This window comes from Hymenobacter qilianensis, from assembly GCF_014638675.1.
In the GTDB taxonomy this organism is placed as follows: Bacteria; Bacteroidota; Bacteroidia; order Cytophagales; family Hymenobacteraceae; genus Hymenobacter; species Hymenobacter qilianensis.
Genome location: NZ_BMFN01000003.1, coordinates 552235 through 570975, shown reverse-complemented (window position 1 = coordinate 570975; position 18741 = coordinate 552235). Strand labels below are relative to the sequence as shown.

Annotated in this window: 14 protein-coding genes; 2 read left to right on the top strand and 12 right to left on the bottom strand. The window is 55.0% G+C overall.

The window, feature by feature from the left end; all coding sequences use genetic code 11:
- Nucleotides 1-245: 245 nt before the first annotated feature.
- The 8 genes from IEW06_RS16805 to IEW06_RS16770 form a co-directional block, all read right to left on the bottom strand.
- Nucleotides 246-2498 (bottom strand): S46 family peptidase, encoded by a 2253-nt coding sequence (locus IEW06_RS16805; protein WP_188548622.1) that lies wholly within the window; start codon nt 2496-2498, stop codon nt 246-248.
- Between the two features lie 171 nt (nt 2499-2669).
- A complete protein-coding gene (locus tag IEW06_RS21020; protein ID WP_187731670.1) occupies nt 2670-3179 on the bottom strand; it encodes a YkvA family protein in 510 nt (169 codons plus the stop codon).
- 299 nt (nt 3180-3478) lie between these two features.
- Nucleotides 3479-6556: a T9SS type A sorting domain-containing protein gene (locus IEW06_RS16795; protein ID WP_187731671.1), complete on the bottom strand. Its 3078-nt coding sequence runs from the start codon at nt 6554-6556 to the stop codon at nt 3479-3481.
- Nucleotides 6557-6759: 203 nt separating this feature from the next.
- A complete protein-coding gene (locus tag IEW06_RS16790; RefSeq protein WP_187731672.1) occupies nt 6760-7947 on the bottom strand; it encodes a hypothetical protein in 1188 nt (395 codons plus the stop codon).
- A gap of 123 nt (nt 7948-8070) precedes the next feature.
- The gene (locus tag IEW06_RS16785) at nt 8071-8904 is read right to left on the bottom strand and encodes a type 1 glutamine amidotransferase (RefSeq protein WP_187731673.1); all 834 of its coding nucleotides are present in this window, start codon (nt 8902-8904) and stop codon (nt 8071-8073) included.
- Between the two features lie 149 nt (nt 8905-9053).
- Entirely contained in the window at nt 9054-10157 is a 1104-nt protein-coding gene (locus IEW06_RS16780; RefSeq protein WP_187731674.1) for a carboxylate-amine ligase, read from the bottom strand.
- A gap of 91 nt (nt 10158-10248) precedes the next feature.
- Complete coding sequence (locus IEW06_RS16775; protein WP_187731675.1) at nt 10249-11346, bottom strand: ATP-grasp domain-containing protein; 1098 nt, start codon at nt 11344-11346, stop codon at nt 10249-10251.
- A gap of 88 nt (nt 11347-11434) precedes the next feature.
- Nucleotides 11435-12139: an esterase family protein gene (locus tag IEW06_RS16770; protein ID WP_223284485.1), complete on the bottom strand. Its 705-nt coding sequence runs from the start codon at nt 12137-12139 to the stop codon at nt 11435-11437.
- Between the two features lie 138 nt (nt 12140-12277).
- Here IEW06_RS16770 and IEW06_RS20945 point away from each other — a divergent pair, with 138 nt between their 5' ends.
- Entirely contained in the window at nt 12278-13780 is a 1503-nt protein-coding gene (locus IEW06_RS20945) for an alpha/beta hydrolase-fold protein (protein WP_308422034.1), read from the top strand.
- A 371-nt stretch (nt 13781-14151) separates the two neighbouring features.
- Here IEW06_RS20945 and IEW06_RS16760 read toward each other — a convergent pair whose 3' ends face one another.
- The 3 genes from IEW06_RS16760 to IEW06_RS16750 form a co-directional block, all read right to left on the bottom strand.
- The gene (locus IEW06_RS16760; protein WP_187731676.1) at nt 14152-14772 is read right to left on the bottom strand and encodes an AlbA family DNA-binding domain-containing protein; all 621 of its coding nucleotides are present in this window, start codon (nt 14770-14772) and stop codon (nt 14152-14154) included.
- Between the two features lie 86 nt (nt 14773-14858).
- The gene (locus tag IEW06_RS16755; RefSeq protein WP_188548621.1) at nt 14859-15743 is read right to left on the bottom strand and encodes an SDR family NAD(P)-dependent oxidoreductase; all 885 of its coding nucleotides are present in this window, start codon (nt 15741-15743) and stop codon (nt 14859-14861) included.
- Nucleotides 15744-16112: 369 nt separating this feature from the next.
- The gene (locus tag IEW06_RS16750) at nt 16113-16544 is read right to left on the bottom strand and encodes a DUF3127 domain-containing protein (protein WP_133272501.1); all 432 of its coding nucleotides are present in this window, start codon (nt 16542-16544) and stop codon (nt 16113-16115) included.
- Nucleotides 16545-16743: 199 nt separating this feature from the next.
- Here IEW06_RS16750 and IEW06_RS16745 point away from each other — a divergent pair, with 199 nt between their 5' ends.
- A complete protein-coding gene (locus IEW06_RS16745; RefSeq protein WP_187731678.1) occupies nt 16744-17694 on the top strand; it encodes an isoaspartyl peptidase/L-asparaginase family protein in 951 nt (316 codons plus the stop codon).
- Nucleotides 17695-17819: 125 nt separating this feature from the next.
- On the opposite strand, the gene IEW06_RS16740 is transcribed toward IEW06_RS16745, so the two are convergent.
- The gene (locus tag IEW06_RS16740; protein ID WP_187731679.1) at nt 17820-18740 is read right to left on the bottom strand and encodes a cyanophycinase; all 921 of its coding nucleotides are present in this window, start codon (nt 18738-18740) and stop codon (nt 17820-17822) included.
- Nucleotide 18741 lies beyond the last annotated feature (1 nt).

The window sequence follows — 18741 nt, the reverse complement described above, 5'->3', positions numbered from 1 at the left end:
ACCAGCTTAAAAAGTAAGCTGTGGCTATCAATCGAAAGTAAGGCCAATTAGCTTAGAAAAGGCGCCTGACTAGAAAAGCTACACTCTTCATTGGTTATCTCCTTTAATTCAATCCACTAGCTCGTCTTACAGAGCGGAGCATCTAGCGTGCTGATGGATGGTCGATTAGTAATCCCACTACTGCGAGCGAGATGCTTCGCTGTGCTCTGCATGACACTGATTTTCAACAGGCGAATCAGGAACCATTACTTGGTCTTCTTCAATCGTTTAGTTTTCTTCTTGGCCTTCATCTCAGATGGTGCGGCAACAGGCCCGCTTACAAGCGTCATCTCATTTACTAAGTGCTTAGCCCCGGCATATTTATCGACCACGAACAACATGTAGCGCACATCGAGGGTGATATTGCGGACGCGGTCGGGGTCAAACATGATGTCGCTCATGGTCCCTTCCCAGTTACGGTCGAAGTTGACCCCAATCAGCTCGCCCCGGCCATTGATAACCGGTGAGCCAGAATTGCCCCCCGTCGTGTGATTTGTGGCAATAAAGGCCACCGGCACCGTGCCATTTACGGCATAAGGGCCATAGTCTTTCTTCCGGTACAAATCGGTAAGGCGGGCCGGGACTTCGAAATCCGGATTGGCAGAGTCAGCTTTGGCCATGAGGCCATCCAGGGTAGTATAATAGGCATAGCGCACGCCGTCAGCGGGCTCATAGCCAGCTACTTGGCCGTAAGCCACCCGCAAGGTAGAGTTGGCATCGGGGTAAAACTTGCGGTCCGTCTGCATTTGCCGTAACCCCGCCAGATACGTGCGGGAAAGCACGGCTACGTTGTCGGTGGCAATAGTATAGGGCGGCAAAATATTCGCGCGGTAGTTTGTAACGATAGCATTAACAAGCTGATAGGCTGGGTCATTCAATAACGCGCGGGCGTTTCCCTGAGCTACTTCATCGAGCACTGCGTAGGCATCCGCCTGGGTAGTAAGGCGTGATTTTGCATACAGCGTGGAGGCATAGTTGGCCCAGCCCGTGGGGCCGGGATATTGTTTGCGTAGTGCCTTCACGTAGTCGGGAAGCAGAGCGGTGGGAGTGCCGTCCGCGTAGAGGGCAAGTAAGGCCGCCGCCACTTTTTGATCAGTTGGTTTATTGTAATTTCTGAAGAAGCCCACGGCTCCTTTCTTAAGCTTTTCTACTGCGGCAGTAATGTCGGCGGCGGGCGTTTTGGCTGCGGCCATGTCGCCTAAAGCGCTGAGGCTATTAGCGTAAAGCAGTAGTTCCACGCCCATGGCAGCTTCGGTTACGTAGTCGCGGGCCACGGTTAGGTCGCGGAGGCTATTATAGTTTTTCTCGAATTCGGGAAGCAGCGCACCGTAAGTGGCCTTGCGGGCAGCGTCGCTGGTGTTGGCCCACTGCGTAAAACGAGCTTCCTGCTCGCGCTTGCGGGCCACGGCATCCAGCTTTTTAAGGCCCCGATTTTCGCCTATCCACTTTTTCCAGTAGTTGGCTAAGCTGGCATATTTGGCCGCGTACTGAATGCGCACTTTATCCGAAGCCTTCATATCCTGATCCAGAATGTGAAGCTTGGCATCGCGCACCTTGATTTTGGCGGGGTTGGAAAGCGAATACAACTCATCGACGCCCCAGGAAGTCAGGTATTCATTGGTCCGGCCCGGAAAACCGAAAACCAGGGTGAAGTCGCCGGGCTTGACGCCGTTTAGGGAAATAGCCAGGTGATGGCGCGGCTTAAATGGTTTGTTGTCAGGTGAATAGGTGGCTGGCTTGTTGTCAGGCCCGGCATAGATACGGAACAGCGAGAAGTCGCCGGTGTGGCGGGGCCACATCCAGTTATCGGTGTCGCCGCCAAACTTGCCGATGGCCGAAGGCGGTGCACCCACCAGGCGCACATCCTGGAAAACCTCCGTGACGAACATATAATACTCGTTGCCATTGAAGAAGGGTCGCACAAATGCCTGATAATGCGTGCCTTGTACGGCGGCCTGCGCCACGCGCTGCCCGTTCTGCTGCACCAGCCGCTCGCGCTCAGCCTCCCCAAGACCAGTGGCCGGCACGCCGGCTAATACCTGGCTGGTTACATCCTCCATGCGCACGATAAACGTAGCTGTCAGGCCCGGATTGGGCAATTCCTGGTCGCGGCTCATGGCCCAGTAGCCCTTGGTGAGGTAGTCTTTCTCAACGGAGGAGTGGCTTTGAATCTGGCTGTAGCCGCAGTGATGGTTGGTGAGCAAAAGGCCCTGGTCGGAGATAATCTCGCCCGTGCAGCCACCACCAAACTGCACTACGGCGTCCTTCAAGCTGCCTTGATTGACGCTGTAAATTTGCTCTACTGTAAGCTGAAGGCCTTTTTTCTGCATATCCGCCTCGTTTAGCTGCTTGAGCAGCATTGGCAGCCACATGCCCTCATCGGCACGGGCGGGGGGCAAAAAGGAGAGTAGCGTGAGGCTCAGCAGAACCAGACGGGCAGCAAATCGGCGTGTAGACATCGGCAAGGAATGGCGAAAGAGTATTGTAGGCGTGTTTGGAGCGCTTTTTCAGCTAAGTAAGTTTGAAAACCAGCCTATTAATTCGTTTGGGGGCAATTCGCACGCAAGAGTCAGCCCTCCGCTGGCCGCCACTCAGGACGACCAGCGGAGGGCTGCAACAAGTGTAAGATACTAAGAGTGACCTAGTTCAGCTACGGCAGGCTGCGACTTATCGGCAACAGCAGGCGCGGAAGGAAGACCGATAACACCATTGTTGGGCGCCGCCGATTTGCTTTCCCAAGCCTGAAAGCGAGCAATCTCACCCTGAAACTTGCCGATAAACCAGCTAATCAGACTCAGATCATCCAGAAAACCGACTACAGGGATAAAATCGGGCACCAGGTCGATGGGCGACAGCACATACAGGAGCACGGCGAGGCCGGAGATGATAGTCGTCGTTTCGATTTGCCGATACGAGCCGCTGACAAAGGCACCTATTAAGCGAATCAGCGTGCGTGCCATATCAATGACCTGTTGTATGGGCCCCTTTTTACTGTCTTTTGCGTCGAGCTTGGAAGCTACTTCGCGCAGGATGAGTGCAACGCGGAACGGCCGTCCCAGCAGTTTGCTGGCCCGGCCCAGGAATACGTTGAAAAGTGCGTTTTTTGAAATGGCGAGGCCTTTTTCGTACAGTGAGGACATGAGCAATATGTTAAGTAAGGGGTTGGTAAAATGGGTACGGTTGAGAACGGGCTGGCGTTGTAGAAGTCTTGCTCGATAGATAATTTTTGAGCGCAAGTTGATGCCTGCAATAGGTTGTCACGATCAAAATGAAGCGCTATAACAGTCTGGGGGGCTTTTTTAGGGTAGCAGATCTCAAACCGGGGCTTCCGCTTTCTTCACCTTAAGAAAAAAGCCCCCCAGACAACCCCTAGAACAAAGAAGGTCCCACTTACCAAGTAGGACCTTCTTTATTGGGTTGAAACCTGTCAGACGTTCGTCTATTGTTTCACAAACCGCTTTACATAGGTCTGGCCCGGACTTGTAATGCGTAGAATATACACGCCCTCACTGAGGCTAGATAGTTGCTGATTAAGCCGTTGGTTGACTTGCTCCAAAGAGCCCGCCGCCTGTGCCACGGCCCGGCCATCGGCGCTCATTACCTGCATACGCACCTGCTGTCCGGCGGCAGCTGGCAGGCGCAGCTGCACCTTACTGGTAGCCGGATTCGGATAAATATCCAGCTGAGCATTAGCCTTTTGTGCACTGCTGCTGGCCGTTACGTAGCCAAAAGCAAAGCGCGTCAATACAGGATAATGGTCAGAAGTGGTGTTGGCGTAGTTGGGAATTAGGGCCGCCAGATCGGTGCGGAGCTGAGCCGTAGAAGGCAGGTAAAAAGTATTCAGCTCGCTGGACACCACAACGTGGTCGATAACGTCGCCAAAATCGACGGTGGAGCGCTGGCCTGTCTGGCTCAAAGGCAAGGTGAGCGCTGTGTAGTTGGCCACGTCGGTGGTGAAGGCGCTGAACGATGTAGCGGTGGTGTTCACGCCGGAGGCCACGGTCTGGTCGAGGTCATCATTGAAGTCGCCCAGAATAATAACGTTGCCGCTGCCGAAGCGCGTGTCCAGCTCTGCTTTCAGCGCATCGGCTCCCACCTTACGACGGTCGTAGGCCTCCTGAGCATCCGCAACGGAGGTGTTTTCGTTGGCTTTGGCGTGAATAAGCACAAAGTTTATGCGCTTCGTCTGGCCGTTGATAGTTATATCAGCCTCCATTAAATAAGGAAAGCGTCCCGAAGACCAAGCGTTATACTGGGGGCAAGTAGTGGCGTTATTGGGGCAGCGCAACAGTCCGGAGAACGTAGGATTGCTCACGACACCCGTGCGATACACAAAAACCAGCTTCTGGGCCGAAGCATAGTCGGGGTCGTTGTTGTCGGGGGCATTTGAACCGAATTCTGCCACCTTATACTTAAAGCTGCCGGGCAGCTGGCGCACCACCGCACCCAAGCGGGCCGTGTCCACTACTTCCGTCAGCCCATATACATCAGCATTCAGGTTTGTCAGAATAGTCTGTACGTTGGTCTGCTGCAAGTCATCATTGGCAGGTGCCTGCGCTGTAGAGCCAAACCACTCAATATTCCAGTTGGCTACGTCCAGCGTGTTGTCTGGCGCGTACGTATTGCCTGATACGGCTACAGTTACATTGGAGGCGCCTGTGGTACTGGCTGTTAAGGTAGAAGTATAGGAGCGCGCCGTCAGTGTAGGCGTGAAGCGCACGGTTAGGGTGGTGGAAGTGAAATTGGCCTCCTCTACGGTGTAAGTCAGGGAATTAGAAAAGGCAGTAGTGCCGTTTTTGGAGAGCTGGAAGGCTGGGTCAGATGATGTAATGGTTACGGGGCCCGTCAGGTTGCGGAAGGTAGCAGTGAGCGTTTGTTGGGCCGACGCGTTAATTGCCTGATAGCCAAAGGCCAGACTAGCGGGGTTGAGCAGCAAAACCGGGGCGGCTGGTGCATTGGCGTTTTGCAGGCGCAAATCATCCAACGTCCAACGGGCGGCTCCCAACTCCGGGCCACTGGTGTATACAAAAGCTATGTAAACGTTGGGCGCTTTAAAGCGAGTAAGGTCGATATCAGGCGTTAGCGTCCAGACATCGGAGCCACTGCCGGGGAAGTCAGCGTTCAGGTCGGTCCAGGTGACGCCGGCGGCGGTTGGGCTGCCCGTTCCCGAGTAGTTGGTCGAAACCCGCAGCCGCAGCGCCGCACCCGAGAAAGCCACCCGGCTCCAGAACGAGAAAATAGGAAACTGAAAGGTGCTCAAGTCAAAGGCCGGCGAAATCAACCAATCCTCATTGGGTACACTAGCACCCGAAGCAAAACCATTGATCTGTAGTCCATTAGGTGCAGAAGCGCGGTTGGTGGGGTCGTTGCCTGCGCGGCCAAAGGTGGTGCAGCCCCAGGTTTGCGGGCCCGTCACGCTGACGGCCGTCCAGGTATCGAAGCTGGTAGAGCCGCTGGGGCACACGTCAAACGAAAACAGGTTGTTGTTTGGATCGATGCCCGTACCAGAAACGGCTACACTCTTGGCTTCCGCCCCGGTGCTGGTATGCGTGATGGCCCCGCTGGTAGCGCCGCCTGTGGTGGGAGTAAAGCGCACATACACCGTTTGGGCCGTAGCCAACTCAGCGGGCGTAAAAGTGAGCGTAGAAGTGAAGACAGCGGCGGGAGCGTTGCTTTTGGATAAAGCAAAACCAGCTGGGGCCGTGGCTGTTACGTCGGCTGTCAGGCTGCTGCCGGTGATGGTATAGGACTTGAGCGCCGAGTTGGTGTTAATAGCTTGGCGGTCGAAGGCCAGACTGGCTGGGGTTACACTCAGCAGGGGCGAAGGGGTGCCCGCGTTGAACGACAAAGAAAAGTCGTCAATGGCCATTCCGTCATCGGCGCCGGCGGCATTGAAATCGGTCCAGCGAATCCAGAAAGTGGCGTTCGGAGCGATGTTCAGGTTGCTGATGGTGGCCGTGAGCGTAGCCGTATGAATAGGAGTAGCTACCCCGCCACCAATAACAGTTGCGCTGGGCGGATTGCTGTAGTCGAGCGCATCCACATCCAGCCAGCCATCGGTGGTAGTGAGCGAAGTGGCAGACGTACTGTATTGAAAATCAAGTCGGTCGGAGCGGGCAGTGCCGCCAACGCGCCAGGTTTCGCCCTGATACGTCAGGGTGAGGCTAGTGATGGTAGCGCTGGTATTGTTGGTGAAAGAAGCTCCCAGCGTAGGTGTCACGCTACCGCTAAGTAAGCCCCCCAGCGCCCGGTCCGTCGACCCATCGGCTCCGTAGCTATATGTATTGCCGCTATTCAGAGCGCCATTATTGGCCGTATAGGTAGTATTTGCTGCCGTTCCCACCTCCGCGAAATCCCAGCCAGTGGGAAGCGTAGTTTTCTCATTTGTGCCGGTAGCAGGCAGCAAATCAAAGTTTTGGGTGTAGGGGCTGGTGGTGAGGGGCGCCTGTGCCCATGCACCGGCCCCGTGCGCGAGTAGAAGGCAGCAAAGCAGCCGAAAAAGTAGAGTCTGTTTCATGAGACAGGTGTTTGGTGACGGATAAACAATCTACGTTCTTGTATTAAGAATAGATATTATTTTTATACTACAAATTCGCCCCGATTTCTGACGCTAAACTTCTCCTCAAACCTCTCCGCGAAACAATTCCTTTGGGCCCACAAACGAAAAAAGCCCCCTGGGGGGCTTTTTTAGCTAACAACCTGTGAATGAAGTGAACAGACTCATTCGAACAGGCACACTGTGCCGCCCACCCAATCTTTATTTTTATTAAAATCAACCCCAATCATTTCGCCCCGACTCAGGCGACCCAGATTGGTGAGCAAGAGCGGCCGTGGCGCCTGCTCCGGCCAGCCATACAGCATCCTGATTTCGCATTTCACCAGCCCGTCCGGCGACTGCACCACGGGCTCGTACTGCACTTTGCGTTGCAGCAGGTAGTTCTGCTTATCCGTAATGGCATCAAGGTCGGCAGCGGTTATGTGCAGGCGCACGCCGCTGCCGGCAAAGGAAAATAGCGGCTTAAGGACATAATTTTCCAGATCAGCGGGATAGGTAGTCAGCGTGTGCAGGAAGTGGCTTTCGGGCACAAACGGACTGTGCAGCAAGGGCATAGTGTACTTGCTGATGCGGAAAAACCAGTTCGGGTGCCCCACCCACGTAACGTCCACATCGTCGGTGAGCTGAAACTCCGTTTTCAGATCGGGGTGCTGATCCAATTCGTCGAAAATCAGGCGGTTATAAATGCGCTTGATAGGAACATGACGGCCTTCTTTCTCATAGTACAGCTGCCGTCCTTGCTTGCGAACCTTGGTCAGGCAAACAACCTCAATCCCCAAAGCCCGGCGCGTCAGCTCGAAGTCGAGACGGGTTTTCTGCTTTTCCGGAAATAGCTCCAGTAAGATCACCTGCTCCGGATTTTCATCGGCTACAATCAGCTGCCGCAAATGCTCGATGTAAGCGGCGCTCCCACCCGGCTGAAACACATGCGAAACCGAATCGGGCACCGGAAAATGCTCCCGAAACACCCGCGGCAGAAAGTCCTGAAACGCATAAAGCGATGGAAAGCCCTGTAGCTCAATTAGCTGAGGCTCCAGGTCGCCTTGCGCATTGCGGCAAACGGCAAAGTCAATTGCCAGGAAAGAAGTGTGCTCGTTTTCATTGGGCACGCGCTGGCGAGGCGGCACAGCCTGCTCGGTAAGCGATTTGAAATTGGGAGCCGTAAGCACATCAATGATGCTTTCGCCGGCGCTGATGAGCTTATCCCGCAGGGCAGCAGGTACAAAAATGGGCGTTTCAGCAATTCGGAAATCCGGCAGGCCAGGCAACTCACGCTCAATGGCTTCGAGCATTTCCTGGTAGCGCGATACGCTAAAGGCTTGGTTGTACGCTTGGCGGATTTCGGGAATCATAGCTAAGGAATAGAAGCGGAGTGGAAAGTAAAGGTTGGGCAAGTGTACGCAAAATAAAGAACGTCAGGCTCCACCTGCATGGCGCCTGACGTTCATTTAACTAAATGCCTGTGCTGATGCTTGCTATGCTGGTTGCAATGTAGCCTCAGGCGCTGATAGCGCGGTAATAGCTTCGCGTAGAAATGTGGGCACCACCACTGACTCCGTTAATTCGATGGTGCCAGGGTCCTGAAGCAGGCGCACCATATCGTTGTACTTGTCTTCGCCATGTTCCTGCACAATCTGCTGGCGCTTCGCATCGGTCAGGAAGTATCGCAGCATGCCTTCGCCATCAGCCTCCGGATGAAACTGAGTGCCAACTATTTGAGGCGTAAACCGGATGGCCATGATGGCCCGCTCCAATGGTACGTGTGGGCGTTCTTTTTCTAGGCACAATACCTTGATGCCCAGGTCTGCCATGTGGTTAGCATCAGGCTCAATTACCTGATAGTCGCGCGAATCGACGGCGTAGAACGGGGCCGGCAATGACGCAAACAAGGAGTCGTTATTGCCATCGCTTGTTTTGGTGATAGGAAAAATGCCAAACGAAGTGGACTTGCGCTTACTTAGCGTGCCAACACCTAAGTGCCGGCTTACCAATTGGAAGGAGTGGCAAATGAGCAGTAAGTGCTTTTTGCGTACATGAATGCTGTTCCAAGCAAAAATGCTGTCAATCAGCGCGAAATAGGGCTGCTCCCAAGCCTCATCGGAAGGAAGCGGGCTGCCCGGACCTCCCGACGAGATGTAAATATCGTAGTCCAACGTCGGCAACTCACTATTGGCCCGGACGTTAAAAATGTCGAAATACAAAGCCGCACCATCAGACTGAGCCTGACGAATTAACCGCAAAATACAACGCATGCCTTCGTTAGGCCGGTTGTCGTACATATCTAAAATGGCAATCTTCAAAAACTTCATGCAACGGTGCTTACTACAGAGAATCAGCCAATTATTGGAAAAAATTAGACCTCAGCAGTTGCCCAATGGGTCTGTGAGGTCTACACTCATTGGCAAGATACAACGCAGTTGTCTGTCAGTACGTTTTTATCCAATTATCATAACAAAAATCAAAGACCGAAACTGGTTTCCGCGACAATAAAGTCAACTACCTGCTTCAGGTCGCCTGTCTGACGGAATACGGCCAGCTGACGGTCGGCGCCGGTGCCCATTTCCAGCATTTTCAGCACGTACTCTACTTCCTGGCGGCTACCCAAATCATCTACCACATCATCCACAAAATCAAGCAGTTCGAGGATGAGCGTGCGGGTCGGAATCTCTTCCTGCTTGCCAAAGTCAATCATTTTGCCGGCAATGCCGTAGCGGGCGGCCCGCCACTTATTCTCATTGATGAGCGCCTTACGGTACTGCCGAAAGCTTAAGTTGCTGATTCTGAGCTTGTAAATTTTGGCTACCAATGCCTGCATCACAGCTGCCAGCGCAATGGCTTCATCGGCGCGCAGCATCATGTCGCAGACGCGGTACTCGATGGTGTTGAAGAACGGATGGAGGCGCAAATCCCACCATATTTTCTTGCCATTATCAATGCAGCCCGTTTTTACCAGCAAGGCAATGTACTCATCATACTCGCTGGCGCTGGCGAAGTGCTCCGGAATGCCCGTGCGCGGAAACCGCTCGAACACCTTGGTTCTGAACGACTTGTAGCCCGTTTCGCGACCTTCCCAAAAAGGTGAGTTGGTTGATAAAGCGAAAATGTGCGGCAAGAAATACCGCAGCGAGTTCATCATGTACACGCCCAGTTCGCGGGTTTCGAGGCCCACGTGCACGTGCATACCAAATACAAGGTTGGAGCGGGCGGCATCCTGCAGCTCCTCCACAATCTTGTCGTAGCGTACGTCAGCGGTGATGGGCTGATCTTGCCAGCGCGAAAACGGGTGCGTGCCCGCGGCGGCAATCTTCAGCCCAACCTTATCGGCCAGCTCAATCACCTGCTGGCGCAGATGAATCACCTGATGGCGTGCTTCCTCGATATTCTGGCAAATAGTAGTGCCCACCTCGACCACCGACTGGTGCATCTCGGCCTTCACCTGCTCCTGCAGAATCATTTGGCCCCCTTCCACAATCTGCGACATGTGAGAGCGCAAATCGCGGGTTTCCGGATCAATCGTTTGAAATTCTTCCTCTATTCCGAGCGTAAAAACAGGCTTAGCCATAACGTTACTTACTTATCAATGGGAAGAGATGCCGCGAAAAGTGCTGGGGGGCTTTTTCTACTTTAATTCCTTAGAAAAAGCCCCCCAGATACTATTCCTGAGCTTTTTTAGCTTTGGGGGCTGCGGCCTTGGGAGCGGCTGCCTTCTTAGGAGCGGCCGCGGCCTTTGGCGCCGCAGCTTTTGCAGCGGTTGGCTTTTTAGCAGCCACCGTTTTGCCGGCCGGAATCGAATCCTGGAAACCGTTCTGAGCCGAACGTTGCACGAACGTGCCCCAGGTTAGGTTGTCGCGGCCGGGCTGGTAGGCGCGGGCCTTCTCGATGGCAAGGTTGGCGGCGGCTTCCACTACCCACTCAAAATTCTGCTGACCTACGGAGTTCACGTCAGCATCAGGAGCAGGGTTGCCAAAGTCAATGGCGATTGGAATACCGTCGCGCACGGCAAATTCTACGGTGTTGAAATCGTAGCCCAAGCCTTTGTTGAGGCGCAGTACATAATCTTTAATGGTAGCCAGAAGCTTTTCGCCGGCCGGGCCGGTGGTTTTCATCTGGGTGGCGTAGCGCTGATGAAACTCGTTGCGGGGCTCGTAAGGCATGATGAGCACCTCTTTGCCGCCGATGCAGTAGCAGCGGAAATAATCGTCGAACTCAATGGCTTCCTGAAGCAGCATTACCAGTTGGCCGGTTTCGGCGTAGGCGCGGAAAAACTCTTCGGGGTTGTGGAGCTTATACACGCTTTTCCAGCCGCCGCCGGAGTGAGGCTTCATAAAGGCTGGAAACCCGATTTTCTCGAAAGCCATGTCCCAATCCATCATTCGCAGATTGCGAAACGACCGTTCGCTGGTGTCGTCGGGGCGCTCTTTGGAGGGCAGCAGTAGGGTACGCGGCACGGGCACGCCAAGCTGCACAGCCAGGGCATTGTTGAAAAACTTCTCGTCGGCGCTCCACCAAAAAGGGTTGTTGATGACGGCGGTGCCGGTCAGAGCCGCGTTTTTGAGGTAGGCCCGATAAAAAGGGACATCCTGGGAAATGCGGTCGATGATGACGGCGTAGTCGGTGGGTACGTTCTGCTCGACCTGGTCGATGGAGACAAACTCGGCGGTGAATTCGCCGCCGGCTTTTTCATTTACCCGATCGACAAAAGCCTGCGGGAACGTGTTTTCCTGGCCAAAGAGGATTCCGATTTTTTTCATGGTGTAGAGGTTAAAGACTTAGGGAGGTGTTCAATATGAAAGGGCGTAGGGCAAAGCCCGACGCTGTGAACGGGCTTGGGGGGCTTTTTTACATCTGGGACAAGTAGTGCGGAAACATTTCGCGCCAGATGGGCCAGTCGTGGCTGCCGTTGGGCCGGATGTCGAGCCAGTGCCGGATGCCCTTGTTGTGCAGAATGCCCGACATTTCCTCGTTGCCGGGGCGGCAGAAGTCGTGCTCCGCAGTGCCGAGCACGATATTCATCTGATGAAAATGCTCGTTCTGGGCATCGGGCATGTACTGTGGCGGATTGTTGTAGTACACGTCTTCGTCGTAGTGCCCATCCAGAAAGCGCCGCATATCGAAAGCAGCGCCCATCGTAAATAGATAAGCTACCTGCTCGGGGTGGCGGAAGGCGAAGTTGAGGGCGTGAAAGCCGCCGAAGCTGCATCCGGCTACGCCAATCTTATCGACGTGGCACTCCTGCTGAAGCGCGGGCACGAATTCCTGGCTAAGGAAACGGTCGTAGCGGTTGTGGTTTTGGACCCGCTCACCGGGGTGCAGGTGCTTGCCATACCAGCTGTCGTGGTCACGGCTATCGAGGCAAAAAAGCTTGATTTTGCCCGACTCAATAAACCAGCGTACCGATTCGACCAGCAGAAAATCCTTGGCTTCGTAATAGCGTCCGCCCGAGGTGGGGAAAATGACGATAGGGTACCCGTGCGTACCAAAAACCAGCATTTCGATGGCATGGCCAAGATGCTGGGAGTGAAAGGTGCGGTATTCTTCGTGCAAAATGGTCAGGACTTAGAGGGAGAGGAGAGTTGGAGAAAAGTAATGAAATATTTCATTGCACCATGTAAGCATGAGCTAAGAACCGGAAAAAGGTACCTTGCAAGCCTAACATAGCGTCCGCCGATTTAGCTTTTAGTAATGAATCAGTCACTTTTTTCGCCTTCCCAAGCCGCCACCGTACAAATAGTACGCGACGAAACGCTCAGTTCAGCTTCTTTAGAGCGTACGGTGCGGCTGGATGTGGTGTTGCCGCCGGCCTTCGATCCTGCCGGGCACGGGCCTTATCCGGTTTTGTATCTGAACGATGGCCAGGATTTGCGGCGCCTGCGCCTAAAAGCCACCCTCGATGCGCTGTATCAGCAGCAGGCGCTGCGGCCGTTCGTGCTGATTGCCATTCACGCCGGCGACCGCATGCACGAATACGGCACCGCCGGCCGCCCCGATTACCTGGAGCGCGGCAACAAAGCGCACCTCTACACCGATTTTGTGCTGGAAGAATTGCTGCCCTATGTGCAGCAGAAATACCACGTGACCTCCGACCCGGAGCAATCCGTTTTTGCGGGGTTTTCCTTAGGCGGGCTCATGGCTTTCGACCTGGTGTGGCGCAACCCGGACGCGTTTGCGTGGGTGGGCGTTTTTTCCGGCTCATTCTGGTGGCGGCGCAAAGCCTTTGACGATGGCTACATCGATGCCGACCGCATCATGCATGCGCTCGTGCGCTCGGGCCAGCCGCATCCCAGCCACCGCTTCTGGCTCCAAACCGGTACGCTGGACGAGACTAACGACCGTAACAAGAACGGCATCATCGACTCCATTGAAGATACGCTGGACCTGCTGGCGGAACTGACTCGGCAGGGTGTTCCCGATGAGCATATTCGCTACGTAGAAGTGGCTGGCGGCCGCCACAACCAGGAAACCTGGGGCCGCATTATGCCCGACTTTCTGCGCTGGGCCTTCGGCAAAACACCATCCCGGCCCTCCGATGCCTGGCTGCCCGCCGGCGCTCTGCCTTCCAAGCGGAACTGGGGCAGCTCTCAGCGTCTGAACCGGCAGCGGCGGCTGGCACCCAAAAAAGCCCCCCAGACCGCTGAAACCCCAGTGCCAGCGGAGTCAGTTGTAATTAAGCAGCCCATCAGCGGCGAATATCCCGCGTATTACGAAAACTACCTCCGGCACGTACCCGACAGCATCGATCCGGTGGAGCTGCTGGAAAAACAAGGCGCCCACGTTCGGGCTTTGCTAGGCGCCCTCACCGATGAGCAGGCGCTGCTGGCATACGCCCCCGAAAAGTGGACCATTAAGGAGATGATTCTGCACATACTGGACTCAGAGCGCATTTTTGCCTACCGCGCCCTGTGCATTGCTCGCGGCGACCAGCAGTCGTTGCCGGGCTTTGATGAAAACGCCTACGCCCAGGCTTCGGAAGCCAACACCCGCCCGCTGGCAGATTTGCTGGCCGAGCACGCCGCCGTGCGCGCCAGTACCGTAGCGCTGTACCGGTCATTTGCCCCCCACATCCTCGACAAGGTGGGTATGGCCAACGAGCACCCCATCAGTGTGCGGGCGCTGGTGCATGTGGTGCCGGGCCATGAAGCGCATCATTTAACAATTTTACATGAACGGTATTTGCCGTTATTGTAGCTTTAAAGCGCACAACACAAGCGAAGCTGCCTGCGTTAATACGTCCACCTCTCACCTTCATCTGTTCTAGTCATGGCTAAAGCACAAGACGCCCGCAAAGAGAAAAAGAAAGAGCCGACCAAGACGGCCAAAGAAAAGAAAGCCGCCAAGGACGAAAAGAAAAAATCGCGCGAGAGCAGCAGCGAACTGTAAGCTGCTTACGCCCGAAAAAGCCCCCCAAGTGTCAATTGGGGGGCTTTTTTGTGTTCGCCTAAATCAGGCGGTCATGCAGAGCGCAGCGAAGCATCTCGCTCTCGGTCGTCTGATTACTAATTCTACTAAACACGCGAGATGCTTCGCTTCGCTCTGCATGACTGCCTTTTATAATCACTTTATAACGTATAATACACTTCCTTCTGCTTGTCGTGATGGCGCAGATAACCGTGCAGAACGAGCTTGATGAGGGTGCGGTAGGCGCGGCGCTGTCCTACATTGATGAGTTTTTGGTATTGGGCCAGCGTGATGCGCGGATTGGTGCGCAGGTAATCGAGCACGGCCAGCTCATCTTTGTTCAGCGGGATTTTCTCGAAGGTTGGCTCTTCGCGTTGCAGCACTTTTTCGGTGAGGCTGCTGGTTTGCACGCTCTGGTCGCGCACGCGCACGTAGCCGCGCCAGTCGCCCTCGGCCACTTGAGCGCGGTGGGGCTTGTGGGCGCTTTCGCGCACCGTCACGATGAGTACTGTCCGGTTGTCTTCTTCTACTTCTTTGAACGTGAGCAGGATAGGCGGATCTACGTAATGGGTGGCCGCCTCGCGCAGCACATGTATTTCCTCCGCGGCATCGCGCACGCCCACAATTCGCCCGTCATCATCGACGCCGACCAGCACGTAGCCACCGCGCGTGTTGGCCAGGGAAGCCAGGGTGCGCGAAATGCGCGTCGGGTGCGTGGTCTTTTTTTTAAATTCCACCTGCTCCCCTTCGCCTTCCCGAATCAACTCCTGTAGCGTAGGCATGGGCTATGCACTAATGTTGAACTAAAAACTTGCCCTGAAGAGCCAGCTAAGAAAATCAAACGTGCTGATAATTAACTACTTATCTGTTATTCCACGCCCGTTTCCTCCTGCGAGAGGCGCCAGAGGCGGGCAGATTCGGGGCGGCTCTGGGAGCGGCCGGAGGCACGGCTGGGTTTGCGGTTTTTGAAATACTTGCCGCTAACTCCTTCCACCTCAGGCGAAGAGGCCAGGTAGATGCTGGTTTGGGCGCCTTTCTCGGGGCTGATCATAAATGGCCGGGCGGCCCACCACATGGCTTTCATCAAGGGTGAACTTCCAGGATGGACCAAGCCCGTATCTACCATGCCGGGGTGCAGGCAGTTGGCCGTTACCTTCGTGAGGTCTAGGCGGTGAGCTAACTCGCTCGTGAACATGATGTTGGCTAGCTTGGAGTCGCAGTAAGCCGTGAACGAGCTGTATTTTTCGCGCGCATTGCGGGCTTCGGCCGAAGTCTCTATCTCACCCAGCCAGTGCGCTTCGGAGGCTACGGTAAGAATACGCGCTTTCGGAGCTTCCAGCAGCTGCGGCAACAGCAGATTGGTCAGCGCAAATACGGCCAGATGATTTGTGGCCCAGCTCAGCTCGTGGCCTTCTTCGGTGATGGTAAGCGGGCCCGGAAATATGCCGGCGTTATTCACCAGAATATCAAGCTGATCGAAGCGGCGGCTTACTTCCTCGGCCAGGGTGCGCACGTTGGCCAGCAACGACAGGTCGCAGAGCAGCAAATCGAGCTGAGCGTCGGCACCGATGGCTTCGCGGATGGCCGTGCGGGCTTGCTCGCCGCGCTCCGGGTTGCGGCACACCATTATTACGCGGGCGCCGCGCCGTGCCAGCTCGCGAGCCGTTATCAGCCCGATGCCGCCGGAAGCGCCAGTAATGAGGGCCGTTTTACCGCGCAGGGGAGGAGAATTTGATTCAGAGGACGCGGTCATCAGAAAAAAACAAAATCAGTAGTGGGGGGCAAAAATTGAGGTAACGTACGCTTTAGAAGGGCAGACGTTGAAAAACAGGCAGTGGTTAGGCAGTAAACGGCTTTTCAAGATGAAAAAGTGTCTTTGATCAAAAAGGCATGCGATAAGTAATGAAAGCAAAAAAGAACGTCATGCAGAGCGCAGCGAAGCATCTCGCGTGCTGATGTGAGGTTAGTAACCCAAATCAACACGCGAGATGCTTCGCTCCGCTCTGCATGACTCAAGACCATCATCTGAAACAAAATCTAAGTAAAAAAGCCCCCCAGCCGAAAAAAACAATGCCGCCCTCGGTAGAAGGCGGCATTGAGAAGATTTCGCAAAGCAGAGCGCTTAGAAAGGAAGATCGTTGTCGTCGTCGCCGGCGATAGGAGCGGCGGGCTGAGCGCGAAGGTTCGGGTTTTGGTTCTGAGCGGGGGCCGCAGCGCGGGGAGCCGCTTGCTGCTGATTGCCATAGTTGCCGCCAGCAGCGGGAGCACCGCCACCTGCACCAGCTTCGATGCGCCAGGCTTCCAGGTTAGTGAAGTACAGCATCTGGCCGTTTTTGTTGAAGCCGCGGCCACGCAGATTAAACGTCACTTTTACCTCGTCGCCGATTTTGAAAGGATCTATCAGGGCTGTCTTATCCTGCACCAATTGGAACTTGATATGCTCGGGGTACTGGCCCTCCTGGACTTCCAGCACGAACTCGCGCTTGCGGAATTTTTCACTCACCTGCTGTTCGTCGAAAATCTCGTGCAGGCGGCCGGTAGCGTCGTAAGCCATAAAAAAGGAATAGTTGAAATGATGAAAATGGGAAGTCAAACGTACGAAAAAAAACCCGTTTCGGTTAATAAAACGGGTCGAACTCCGGTCCGTTGAATGCGTACCTAGTAGGACCAGGAACACCCGAAACTGGTTCCCGAAGCTACCCAGGGTTTGTCTATATTTTGCGCTTTCAGGCGTATCCACCCATTTCTTGCTTATGAAATCCACCTTTGCACTGGCCATACACGGCGGGGCCGGCACCATCTCCCGCGACCAAATGACCCCCGAAAAGGAGCAGGCCTACCACGCCGCGCTCCGGCAGGTGCTCGAAGCGGGCCACGACGTATTGCGCCAGGGCGGCGCCGCCCTCGATGCAGTAGAAGCGTCGGTGCGTGTGCTCGAAGATTCACCTTTGTTTAACGCTGGGCGAGGAGCCGTATTCACCCATGATGGTCGCCACGAAATGGATGCGGCCATCATGGACGGGCGAGACCGAAGCGCAGGCGCCGTGGCAGGCGTGCGCAATCTGCAAAACCCGATCAGCGTAGCTCGCATGGTGATGGAAAAGTCGGACCACGTGCTGCTGGCCTGGCCGGGTGCGGAGGATTTTGCCCGCGAGCACAACCTGCCCACCCAGCCCGACGAGTACTTTTTCACCCAGCATCGCCACGACCAATTGCAGGAAGCGCTGGAGTCGGGGGGAATTCAGCTTGACCACAGCGAATCGAAAAAAGCCCCCCAGCCCAAGAAAATGGGAACCGTGGGTGCGGTGGCCCGCGACCAGCACGGCAACCTGGCCGCGGCCACCAGCACCGGCGGCATGACCAACAAGCGCTACTCCCGCATCGGCGACTCGCCCATTATTGGGGCCGGCACCTTCGCCGACAACCGAACCTGCGCTATTTCCTGCACTGGCTCGGGCGAATACTTTATGCGTGCCGTAGCTGCCTACGATGTAGCCTGCCTCATAGAATACCGTGGCCTGAGCTTAGCCGAAGCCTGCCGCATCGTGGTGCACGATAAGCTAGAGCCAGTAGGGGGCGAAGGTGGATTGATAGCGGTAGATGGCGCCGGTAATCTAGCGCTGCCCTTCAATTCAAGTGGCATGTATAGAGGCACCATCACTTCCGAAAGCCCACTTTTCACCGCTATTTATGAGGATAAATAGCTGCATTCAGACTGCGACATATATATAAGGAGTGGTACGCTGACCTTAGATATCGAGCTTTGTCAATTAAAAAGGCCGCGCTTCCTTGGAAGCGCGGCCTTTTTAGTGAAGAAACAAGAAGTATTCTACCTCACCTGCGACTCAGGCTTGGGCGAAGCTATGGGGGGCAAAACTGCCTTACTTGGGTAGAACTTGCGCTCCTCTATATTATACACGTTGCCTTTGATGAGCACATGCAGCACCATGTTTTCGATGGAAAGGGCTGCGCCTTTCTTCGCTAGGCTGGCGTTGTTATGCTCCAAGTTGTGCCCGTCCATAATCACGACCAGGTTGGAGCCGATGGTTTCAATCAGATTGCCCTCCGTGATAAGTATACCGGTGTCCTCACCCAAACCGATACCGATGAGCTTGGGGTATAGGGCAACGGCCTCAATGAGCCGGCCGAAGCGGCCGCGCTTCACGAAATGAGAGTCAATGACAACTTTAGGCATCAGGGCGAGGCCCGTACCCATTTTGACGGCACCTTTCATTAGGGCATCGGGCACGCTGCCGCCCCGAATCATGACTTTTGACATGGCCATGGCCCCGGCGCTAGTGCCGGCGATGATAAAATTGGGGTGGTTGTGGTAGCGCTCCGTAAGCACACGCAGAAACTCGGTGTTGCCGAACATTTCGGTCAGCCGCGACTGATTGCCCCCGCTAAACATGATAATGTCGGCGTCGCGCAGGCGGTCCAGGTGCTCAGGCCGGTCAGTATCCTCGGGCACCCGGATATCAAACACCCCCACGTTCAAGCAATTGAGCATGGCAAAGGAAGCCACATAAATGCGGGCTACCTCTTCCGGAATCATGGAGGCAGTGGTAACAACCTCAATGCGCGGGTCGGCTTTCCCCGATTCGGTTACAATGCGTTTCAGAATACCTAACTCAAAGAAGTTGAGGTAATATTTCTTCTTGGTGCGGGGGTTGGGGTAAGTGCCTTTATCTTCATTGCCACCGATGGCAATCAGTTTACCGAGAGGTTTTAGATTTTCCAATACCAACATT

Coding starts and splice junctions, on each gene's coding strand:
- IEW06_RS16805 (WP_188548622.1), bottom strand. CDS start 2,498: ATGTCTACACGCCGATTTGCTGCCCGTCTGGTTCTGCTGAGCCTCACG.
- IEW06_RS21020 (WP_187731670.1), bottom strand. CDS start 3,179: ATGTCCTCACTGTACGAAAAAGGCCTCGCCATTTCAAAAAACGCACTT.
- IEW06_RS16795 (WP_187731671.1), bottom strand. CDS start 6,556: ATGAAACAGACTCTACTTTTTCGGCTGCTTTGCTGCCTTCTACTCGCG.
- IEW06_RS16790 (WP_187731672.1), bottom strand. CDS start 7,947: ATGATTCCCGAAATCCGCCAAGCGTACAACCAAGCCTTTAGCGTATCG.
- IEW06_RS16785 (WP_187731673.1), bottom strand. CDS start 8,904: ATGAAGTTTTTGAAGATTGCCATTTTAGATATGTACGACAACCGGCCT.
- IEW06_RS16780 (WP_187731674.1), bottom strand. CDS start 10,157: ATGGCTAAGCCTGTTTTTACGCTCGGAATAGAGGAAGAATTTCAAACG.
- IEW06_RS16775 (WP_187731675.1), bottom strand. CDS start 11,346: ATGAAAAAAATCGGAATCCTCTTTGGCCAGGAAAACACGTTCCCGCAG.
- IEW06_RS20945 (WP_308422034.1), top strand. CDS start 12,278: ATGAATCAGTCACTTTTTTCGCCTTCCCAAGCCGCCACCGTACAAATA.
- IEW06_RS16760 (WP_187731676.1), bottom strand. CDS start 14,772: ATGCCTACGCTACAGGAGTTGATTCGGGAAGGCGAAGGGGAGCAGGTG.
- IEW06_RS16755 (WP_188548621.1), bottom strand. CDS start 15,743: ATGACCGCGTCCTCTGAATCAAATTCTCCTCCCCTGCGCGGTAAAACG.
- IEW06_RS16750 (WP_133272501.1), bottom strand. CDS start 16,544: ATGGCTTACGACGCTACCGGCCGCCTGCACGAGATTTTCGACGAACAG.
- IEW06_RS16745 (WP_187731678.1), top strand. CDS start 16,744: ATGAAATCCACCTTTGCACTGGCCATACACGGCGGGGCCGGCACCATC.
- IEW06_RS16740 (WP_187731679.1), bottom strand. CDS start 18,740: ATGTTGGTATTGGAAAATCTAAAACCTCTCGGTAAACTGATTGCCATC.